The sequence below is a fragment of the Corynebacterium sp. genome, from assembly GCF_030535495.1.
Lineage (GTDB): Bacteria > Actinomycetota > Actinomycetes > Mycobacteriales > Mycobacteriaceae > Corynebacterium.
Window position 1 is genome coordinate 1 of sequence record NZ_JAUNRW010000086.1, and the last position, 8,950, is coordinate 8,950.

The 8,950-nt window shown below is 65.1% G+C and carries 6 protein-coding genes; 3 read left to right on the forward strand and 3 right to left on the reverse strand.

All coding sequences use genetic code 11. The features are described 5' to 3' along the window. Positions 1-161 precede the first annotated feature (161 nt). The 3 genes from Q4F73_RS09715 to dnaG all read right to left on the reverse strand — a co-directional run bounded on the left by Q4F73_RS09715 (position 162) and on the right by dnaG (position 5,179). On the reverse strand, positions 162-1,703 hold the full coding sequence (locus tag Q4F73_RS09715; protein WP_303359148.1) for a glycosyltransferase: 1,542 nt from the start codon (positions 1,701-1,703) through the stop codon (positions 162-164). Beyond that, positions 1,700-3,004, reverse strand: a complete 1,305-nt coding sequence (locus tag Q4F73_RS09720) for a glycosyltransferase family 4 protein (RefSeq protein ID WP_303359149.1) — start codon at positions 3,002-3,004, stop codon at positions 1,700-1,702. Before Q4F73_RS09720 ends, Q4F73_RS09715 begins: the two co-directional genes overlap by 4 nt. Before the next feature lie 264 nt (positions 3,005-3,268). Then, positions 3,269-5,179 carry a DNA primase gene (gene dnaG / locus Q4F73_RS09725; RefSeq protein ID WP_303359150.1) on the reverse strand — a complete coding sequence of 637 codons (1,911 nt, stop codon included), beginning with the start codon at positions 5,177-5,179 and terminating at the stop codon, positions 3,269-3,271. Between the two features lie 40 nt (positions 5,180-5,219). Here dnaG and Q4F73_RS09730 point away from each other — a divergent pair, with 40 nt between their 5' ends. The 3 genes from Q4F73_RS09730 to Q4F73_RS09740 all read left to right on the forward strand — a co-directional run bounded on the left by Q4F73_RS09730 (position 5,220) and on the right by Q4F73_RS09740 (position 8,904). Beyond that, the gene (locus Q4F73_RS09730) at positions 5,220-5,642 is read left to right on the forward strand and encodes a ribonuclease domain-containing protein (protein ID WP_303359151.1); all 423 of its coding nucleotides are present in this window, start codon (positions 5,220-5,222) and stop codon (positions 5,640-5,642) included. Between the two features lie 77 nt (positions 5,643-5,719). Continuing rightward, complete coding sequence (locus Q4F73_RS09735; protein WP_303359152.1) at positions 5,720-6,436, forward strand: ABC transporter ATP-binding protein; 717 nt, start codon at positions 5,720-5,722, stop codon at positions 6,434-6,436. Then, a complete protein-coding gene (locus Q4F73_RS09740; RefSeq protein ID WP_303359153.1) occupies positions 6,433-8,904 on the forward strand; it encodes an ABC transporter permease in 2,472 nt (823 codons plus the stop codon). The genes Q4F73_RS09735 and Q4F73_RS09740 overlap by 4 nt, the downstream gene beginning before the upstream one ends. Positions 8,905-8,950 lie beyond the last annotated feature (46 nt).

Here is an 8,950-nt window from a genome sequence, read left to right on the forward strand (position 1 = left end):
AGGGCTACGAAACCGCGGTCAACTCCCCCGTCACCCGCAAGGCCGTCGACGCCACTCGCAAGGCCGTGGCCAACAAGCTCGACCCGCAACCGCGGATGCGAGAGGTCAAGAACCTCCGCACCGACGATCAGCAGGTGCTGGAGCCGGACCAAGACTAGGGGCTACAGGCCTTCGTAGATTTCTTTGTACCTTCGGCCATTCGCTCTCCACGTCCGCTCCGCGGCCCATGCACTGCCGGATTGATCAGAACCTGTGGCTTCGGTGATTCCGCGCGCCAGCTCCTGCGGGTCCTCGGCCGGTACATACAGCGCTCGTTCCCCCGTGACCTCTCTCAGCGCCGGTAGATCACTGGCAACGACCGGAATATTCAGGGCCATCGCGATGAGAGGCTTGATTGGCGTGACCTTGCGAGTCACGACAGTGTCCTTCCGGGGGACGACAAAGACGTCCAACGCCGCGTACCACCGCCAGATATCGGTGGCTGGCCGACGCCCAGCGAAGATAATCCGATCACGGAAACCCAGTTCTTCAGCGTAGGCCTCCAGAGCAGGTCTTGCGGTGCCATCCCCTACCACCAGGGCCGAGTAATCCGGCGGCAAGAACTCCAGCGACCGAAACAGGGTGTCGAGCCCTTCGTAATCAACAACAGCGGTGACAGTTCCGACTAGAAGCTGATCGACCGGTAGGCCTAATTCTCGACGGACAGCCGTCTGGTCGTACTCTCGCCCGATATGGTCGTCGTCTACGGCATTGGGAATGACGACGATCTTCTCCTCAGGCACTCCCCGCTCCCGCATTTGCCGGCGGGAGACCTCGCTCAGGGCGACCACGGCCCCTGCGGCTTGCATGCACTTTGTCTCCATGCGCCGCGCCGCCCGGTAGAATTCGGACGCAGCTGCTTCCTCCTGCAGCTCAGGTGGGATCTGGGACAGCCATGTCGATTCCAGTTCACCGCGCACCTCGTACACCCACGGAATACCGAGCTGAAAGGCAGCATCAGCGACAACCACGGCGTTCGTATAGTCCGTGGTGGTATGCAGTATCGTCGCACCGAAATCGCGTGCCACTGCCACAAGCATCTTCACCGACAGATCGTGACGCCTGGAGATACTCGCCGGATAGAGCGGGGGAAGAAGGCGTCGATAGCTAACTCCGCTGACGGTCTGCTGTGCAGACGACGGGATCTTCCCCACTAGCACGGGATATCCGAGCCTGGTCACGCCCAGTACCTCAATACCGTACTGCTGCTGACACGCGAGGACATGGGCCGAGCGCACCGTATATCCGGAGTTGGTGAAGGGCTCACTGTTAGTCAGAAAGTGGAGGATCCGATGTTCTTCGGCACCGGAGTTCTTTCGTATCTTGGGCGAGGACGGAATGGGGGCCTCCAACTGAACAACCCTCTCCATCGTTCGCTTTGCGAGATGGACATCACCAGTTGATACCGCAGAACCCATTTCGACGATCTCCCGGACCCCGTGGGTCAGATGCCCCGTGCCGATTAGGATTCTGGCGGCAGATCGCTGTCCCTGTCCCCAGGCACGTAGCGGCGCGGTGGGAAGGAGACGGACAGGCCCGTCTGCGAGGCGAATGCGTTCAGTCAGTTTGACAGCGAAACCACGCGGATCACCCACCATGAGGTTCGTTGCGGCTGACGCCAGTAGCAACGCCATCCTCAATCCGAAGGTCAAAGCACGTTTCATGCCAGCGCCCGGTCGATAAGGCGGAGAAACCGTGCAGGTGCTTTGTCCCGGCGTTCCTTTTCAGCCCACCGGGCACCTTGACGGGAGACCGTGAGCCGCTTCCGATTCCGGGCCAGGGACACCCACAGTTCAGCCAGCTCCTGTGGGTTTTCCGGCTCCGCTACATCTCCCGCGTTCTGTTCCCGGATTATCTCCGCAGCCTCACCGCTGACGACACCGGAGATGTGTAGACCCGAGGACATGAGCTCATAGGTCTTCGACGGGACCGCCCGGTCGAGGGCCTGCCAATCGGTGAGATGTACCAGCGCGGTATCAGCCCATTGATAGTACTGGGCCAGATCATCGGCCGAACGACGGTTCTCGAAACGTACGTCTAGGTTCTTCTTTCGCGCAGAATCGACGAGTGCCTCGCGGGTGACGCCTGCACCTACGAATGTCATCGACACACTCACTCCGCGGCTGCACGCCAGCTCCGCGGCACGTAAAGCATTCTCCAGATTCTGAGCTCTGCCGAAGGTGCCGGCGTAGAGTACGTTCAGTTTCCTCGACGCTTCCTCTGAAACACCGCTTTTTACGTACGCCGTTTCTGGAGGAAAAACGTTTCTGACAGTATCAATCGTCGGGGAAATACCCTCGCGCTGTAACTCAGGCCGCTTCTTCAAGTCTTCTGCGAGATGAGATGAGGTAACCGAAATTGCCGCGGCATGTTTCAGGGAAAGATTGATCGTCTTCTTGGTCACAGCGCTGATGAGTTGGAGCGGCCCCTTCGACAAAATCCGCTCCCGAAGAGAACGGGCACCAGTACCGCGATTCCAGTTCTCGGCTTCCTCAAGCAAGTCAGGCCAGGAATCACGCAGATCAATGATGTAGGGAGCTCGGAACCGCACCGCCGTCAGCCAGGTTGCGGCAGCCGTGGGCAGGGCTGGCACCGTTCCCACAACCACATCAGGGCGGTAGCCGCGCAGCTTTCCCGGGCGCTTCAACACGACCCACAGCGAGCCGAGCGCGACAGTCGCCTGATTGAGAGCCTTCAGCGTCAGAGAATTGCCGGAGGGAATGAACCCCGAGCGGACAATGCGCTCGCCAGACGGGCCTGTGGTAGTTTCCAGACTCGACGCATAGCGGCGTTGGCTCCACCAGCTGCGCAGATCCATCTTCCGCTGGTAATGCGGAGGCGGGGCGATCACCGTTACCTCGTAACCCGCATCCACCAGAATCTTGGTCAACCACGTCCAACGGCGTTGGGGGACACCGTTCTCGGGGTGCCAATACTGGGAGAGTACGAGGATCTGCTTGGCCAAACCGTTCTCCTCTGCAGATTCCGTGAATTTTACATGTTTTTTCACTGTACCTACTCACAGGATAATGCAGAGCATTGCCACTCCATCGGCTGCCCTGTGAGCGTGCACTGCACAGGGTCGCCCGGAAAGAAATCCCCGAAGGCTGCTGTTCTTCCTGGCAGTCTCGGCCACAATCCAGTTGCCCACCCACAGATTTTCTTCGCCAGATGGTCGACGTACGAAGCTGTCCGAGTGGACAAGCTCTGGACAGCCCGGCCTGCCAGCTTATTCCGCCGGCAGGCCCCGGAACGCACGTTCGTTGAGCTCCCGGCGCGCCTGCTCCAGGGCCACCAGATCGGCGAACAGTGAGTTGTAGGCCTGTTCGTCATCGGAGGGGCGCATGCGCTGCAGCTGGCTTTTGAGCTGGGCTATCTGGTTGCCCACCTCGGATTCCTGCAGGCGGGAGAGTACGGAGTCGGCGTAGTCGCTCAGGTGTTGGGCTTCGATGATGATCTCCTCGACCGCCAGCTCGGAGACGAGGTTGCGGCCCATGAGGTCTGTCATTTCGCCGGCGACGGTGGCGATCCAGTCGACGCCGCTGTGGGCGGCGGCCACTCCCCCGGCCCTGCGGATGCCTTCGCGGATCATCCGGTAGGCGGGGTGGGTGAAGGCGTCGGCGGACAGTCCGTCGAAGTAGTTGCCGGCGATCTCCGGGTTCTGCAGGGCCAGCTTGAGGGATTCGCGCTGCGGCCACAGGTAGGGGTCGCGCGGGTTCGGTATGGGCACGGCCGGGGTGGTGTCGACGGGGGCGGAGGAGGCGTCGTCGAAACGCACGGCACGGCGCTTTTTCTCCTCTTTCGGTTTCCGGGCCTCGGTGCGGACCTGTTGGACTACTTCCTCGGTGTTGGCCCAGCCGACCCAGCCGGCCAGTTGCCGGGCGTATTCGGACTGCAGGACCGGGTCCTTGATGCCGGCGACGACGGGGACGGTGCGTCGCAAAGCCTGGAGTCGACCCTCCACGGTGTCGAGGTTGTGCTCGGTGAGTATGGACTCGACGACGAACTGGAACATGGGGATGCGGTCGGCGACGAGGTCGCGGACGGCGGCGTCGCCACGCGCCAGGCGGAGGTCGCAGGGGTCCATGCCCGCGGGAGCCACGGAAACGAAGGACTGGCCGGTGAACTTCTGATCGCCCTCGAAGGCGCGCATGGCGGCTTTCTGACCGGCCTCGTCACCGTCGAAGGTGTAGATGAGCTCGCCGCGGAAGTAGTTGTCGTCGAGCATGAGGCGCCGCAGGATCTGCAGGTGATCATCACCGAAGGCGGTACCGCAGGAGGCGACCGCCGTGGTCACCCCGGCGGCGTGCATGGCCATGACGTCGGTGTAGCCCTCGACCACCACGGCCTGGTGGCCGGCGGCGATGTTCTTCTTCGCCACATCCAGGCCGAACAGCACCTTCGACTTGTTGTAGAGCAGGGTGTCACGGGTGTTCATGTACTTGCCCATTTGGTCGTCGTCGAAAAGCTTGCGGGCGCCGAAGCCGATGACGTTGCCCGACAGATCCTTGATGGGCCACAGCAGACGGCGGTGGAAGGCGTCGATGGGGCCGCGCCGCCCCATCTTGGACAGGCCGGCCGCCTCCAGCTCCTTGAACTCGAAGCCCTTGCGCAGCAGATGCTTGGTCAGGGTGTCCCAGCCCTCCGGGGCGTACCCGCACTCGAAGGCGTAGATGTGCTCCTGGGAGAAACCGCGCTCCAGGAGAAACTCCCGCCCCTTCTGCGCCTGCGGGGTCTCCAGCTGCTCGCGGTAGAAGAGGTGGGCGGCCTTGTTGGCGTCGATAAGCCTCTTGCGGGTGCCCGGCTCCTCCCGGCGCGCCCCGGTGCTCCCACCCTGGTAATTGATCGTGTAACCGATCTGCTGGGCCACGGCCTCCACGGCCTCGGGGAAGGAGATGTGCTCCATCTCCATGAGGAAGGAGAACACGTCCCCGCCCTTGCCCGTGGAGAAACAGTGGAAGTAACCGCGGTTGGGGCGCACGTGGAACGAGGGGGTGCGCTCATCCTTGAAGGGGCTCAGGCCCTTGAGGGAATCGTGCCCGGCTGGCTTGAGCTGAACGTACTCCCCGACGATCTCCTCGATCTGGGCACGCTCACGGATCGCCTGGATATCACTGTCCGGAATACGCCCCTTAGCCATGATGAACAGGGTACCGCGCGGGTCAAGTTAGTATCGGTGTGTGAAAAAGAACTCCGTCCTGGCCACCGTGGGCGCGCTCGGGCTCGCCGCCGTCGCCGCCTTCTACGGGATCGACGTCGGCTCAAACGGGCGGCCCGAGGCACCTGCTCCGGCCGGTGACCTCGAGACCTGCGAGGTGGCGCAGCTGCCGCCGGAAGCCGACCCCGTTATCGACGACATCCTCGCGGGTGGGCCCTACGAGTACCCGGGTGAGGATGGCGGGCACTTCGGCAACTACGAGGGCTACCTGCCCGAGGAGCGCGGCAGCTACTACCGCAGCTACACCGTGGACACCCCAGGAGTGAACCACCGCGGGCCGAAGCGCATCGTGGTCGGCGGCGGCACGGAGACCGACCCCGAGGTCTGGTATTACACCGACGACCACTACGAGAGCTTCTGTCTCATCCCCGATGCGGAGGAGTAGCGCGGCAGCACCCGTCTACAGTGTCAGGTGATTTCCGTTTCCATGTTCGTCCCCTAGTACCTGAGGAAGCTGTTCCTATGCCCCGTCCCATCCTGTCTGCCCGTGACGTCAGCATGGTCTACGGATCCGGGGAGGCGGAGGTCCGGGCGCTGGATGGAGTATCAGTGGACTTCGCCCCGGGCCGGTGGACCTCCATCATGGGGCAGTCCGGATCCGGCAAGTCCACCCTCCTGCACTGTCTGACGGGTCTGGCCACGCCGACTGCGGGGTCCGTGGTGCTGGACTCCGGCACCCCGGTGGACCTCACCACGTTGTCGGAGAACAAACGCGCCGTGCTCCGCCGCACGGACATCAGCCTGGTGTTCCAGGACCTCAACCTGGTGCCCATTTTGTCCGTGCGCGACAACATCACGCTGCCTCTGCGGCTGGCCCGCCGGAAGGTGGATCCGCAGTGGCTGGCGGAGCTGGTGGAGATCCTCGAGATCGATCACCGCCTGCGCCATCTCCCCCACGAGCTCTCCGGTGGCCAGCAGCAACGTGCCGCCATCGCCCGCGCCCTCATCTCCCGTCCGCAGGTGCTGGTGGCCGACGAACCCACCGGCAGTCTCGATTCCGTCACCAGTGCTGCCGTCCTCGAACTCTTCCGGCACATCGTCACCGAGTTCGGGCAGACCCTGCTCTTCGTCACCCACGATGAGTCGGCCGCGCACCGCGGTGATGAGCTGATCACCATGCGTGACGGGCAGATCATCGCACGGGAGAACCTCCGTCCTGCAGGCGGTGCCACCTCGTGATCACCCTCGCCTTCCAGCAGCTTCGACGGCGTGGGGCGCGCTATCTTTCCCTGTTCACCGCGGTGTTCGCGGCGGTGGCGTTGACCACGGCAGCGGTCGCCCTGACGACCTCGGTCATCTCCAGCGTCAACTCCATGTTCGACCGCCCCTATGCAGACACTGACTATGTGGTCACCGTCGCCGCCCCCGAGAAGTCTGCGGTGGTGCAGATCCGGACTGAGCTGGAGGCATCGCAGGGGGTGGACCATATCGCCTGGGATCAGCGCGCCTCCGTGGCGGTGCGTGATGCCGATGGGGTGTATTCCTCGGCCGCCGTGTACTCCATCGCCGACGGCCCCCTCCAATGGCGCACACTGCAGGCAGGGCGCCTCCCGGCCGGGCCGGGTGAAGTGGCGCTGGCGGGTTCCGCCGATGCCCCGGAGGTGGGGTCGGTCCTCCAGCTGCGCGTGGCAGGCCTCACGAACGACGTGACCGTGACGGTGGTGGGACACGTGGAGGGCTCCGCGCAGGAGAGACTCCTGGGAGCGGATTCGGTGTTCGCGGCACCGGCCGTGGTCGCGGAATGGAACTCCGGGCAGGCACGGGGCGAGTTCCGCATCGCGATGTCTTCTCCCTCGTCCCCTCCCCCGTCCCCGAGCATCGGCACGGTGACAACGGCCGCGGCACACGTGGACAGCCTCTCCGACTCGTACCTGGGCCAGCGCGACCGCTACTTCCTGCTGTTGACCGCCTTCGTCCTCGTGGCCGCGGCGGTGGCGTTCCTGGTGATCTTCTCCGCCTACAACGTCCTGGCCTCCGAACGACGCCGGGAGTTCGGTCTCATCCGCGCGGTGGGGGCAACGAGCCCGCAGATCCTCGGCTCCGTCGCGGTGGAATCGCTCCTGCTCGGGGTGGTGGCCTCCGCACTCGGCGCGCCGGCTGGTCTGGCAGCCGCCCACCTGCTCGGGCAGCAGGCCACCAGCTTCGGGGTGCGGGTCCCGCTGGAGACCGTCGCGCTGCCTGCGGGTGTGCTGTGGATCATCTTCGCGGCCGGGGTGCTCATGCCGCTGGCGGCGGCACTGCCGGCCGCGTCCAGTGCCAGCCGGGTCTCCACCGTCGAAGCACTCAGTCCTGCCGCGGTATCGCAGCCTCGTGCCAGCGCCCCGATCCTGTGGCTGGCCATCGCGGCGGCCCTGGGTGCTGCGTCCTGGTGGGCGCATGGCCAGGTGGCCGACGTCTTCGCGCAGCGGGCCATCCTCGTGGCCGTCGCCGCCTCGGGTGCAGGGGTTGTCGCCGCCGCGATCATCGTCGCCGTGGCGCTCCCCGTGCTCGGTCAGTGGTTGTCCCGCGTGTTCCCGCTGCCGACGCTGCAGCTCGGGTTGGCGTTTCCGGGCCGGCAGAAGGCCCGGTCGGCGGCGCTCATCGTGGTTGTTCTCGCCGGAGCTGCGTTGAGTTCGGCGGTGCTGCACGGGCAGTCAAAGGTCACCTCCCACCTGGCGGCCGTCGCCGGGGATGCGGGAGGAACGGATCTGCTCATCACGGCCCTCGACGATTCCATCCCGCCGGAGCTGCCCTCCCGCCTGGAGGAGGTGCCCGGGGTGGCGGCGATCGCCGCGCCGGAAAGCGCGGTGGTCGAATTCCCCGATGGCACATCCCTGCCGGCCTTCCTGCTGGGTGAAGCGGAGGGAGCGGACGTCATGCGCCAGTCCGATACCGGCGCCCCGGCCGGAACCATCATGCTCAGCCGCACATCCGGGTTACGCAGTGAGTTCCCCACCGGCACAGATGTCACGGTCACCATCAACGAGGTGGAGGTGACGGCCCGCGTCCTCCACCGCCGGGACGCACTCACCGTCATCGACCCCGCCCTGGTACATCAGGCCCGCGCTGAGCGGGCCGCGGAAATGGGGGTCAGCCCCGACCTGCTGCCCGCCCAACCGGTGCGCAGTGTCCTGGCGTTGATGGACGGTCCCGCGCAGCAGCCCGCCGACAATCCGGCGGCCACGCAGGTCGCGGAGACAATGGCGCAGTTCCCGGACCGATTCTCCATCTCGGAGAGTTTCTCGGCGCGCACCAACACCGCGGCCATGGTCTCCCGCCTGTCCACCATGTCGAGCCTGCTGGCGCTCGTCGCTCTCGTCATCGCCGCGGTCGGGCTGCTCAACACTGTCACCCTCATGGTGGCGGAGCGCGCGCAGGTGCGCCGCCTGCTGCGAGCCATCGGGCTGACCCCGGGCAACCAGGTGTCGGTGCTGGCCGTGGAACTTCTTGCCCTCTCCCTGCCGGCCTCCTTGCTGGGTGCGGGACTCGGCGGGGTGCTGGGCACGTACGTGGCCGACGTGGTCACCGGGCAAGCGGATTCTCTCGCTGTGGCTGGTGCACAACCGGCGGTCGTGTTCGGCACCTCAGCGGTATTCACCGCCGGTGCCGTGCTCTGCGGGCTGCTCGCCCTGGCGTGGGCCTCCCGGCGCGCACCCCTCAACCCATAAACGCCGCCAGCCCCGCCGAACGCTTCGCCAGCCGCTCCAGCCGGGA

Coding starts and splice junctions, on each gene's coding strand:
- Q4F73_RS09715 (WP_303359148.1), bottom strand. CDS start 1,703: ATGAAACGTGCTTTGACCTTCGGATTGAGGATGGCGTTGCTACTGGCG.
- dnaG (WP_303359150.1), bottom strand. CDS start 5,179: ATGGCTAAGGGGCGTATTCCGGACAGTGATATCCAGGCGATCCGTGAG.
- Q4F73_RS09735 (WP_303359152.1), top strand. CDS start 5,720: ATGCCCCGTCCCATCCTGTCTGCCCGTGACGTCAGCATGGTCTACGGA.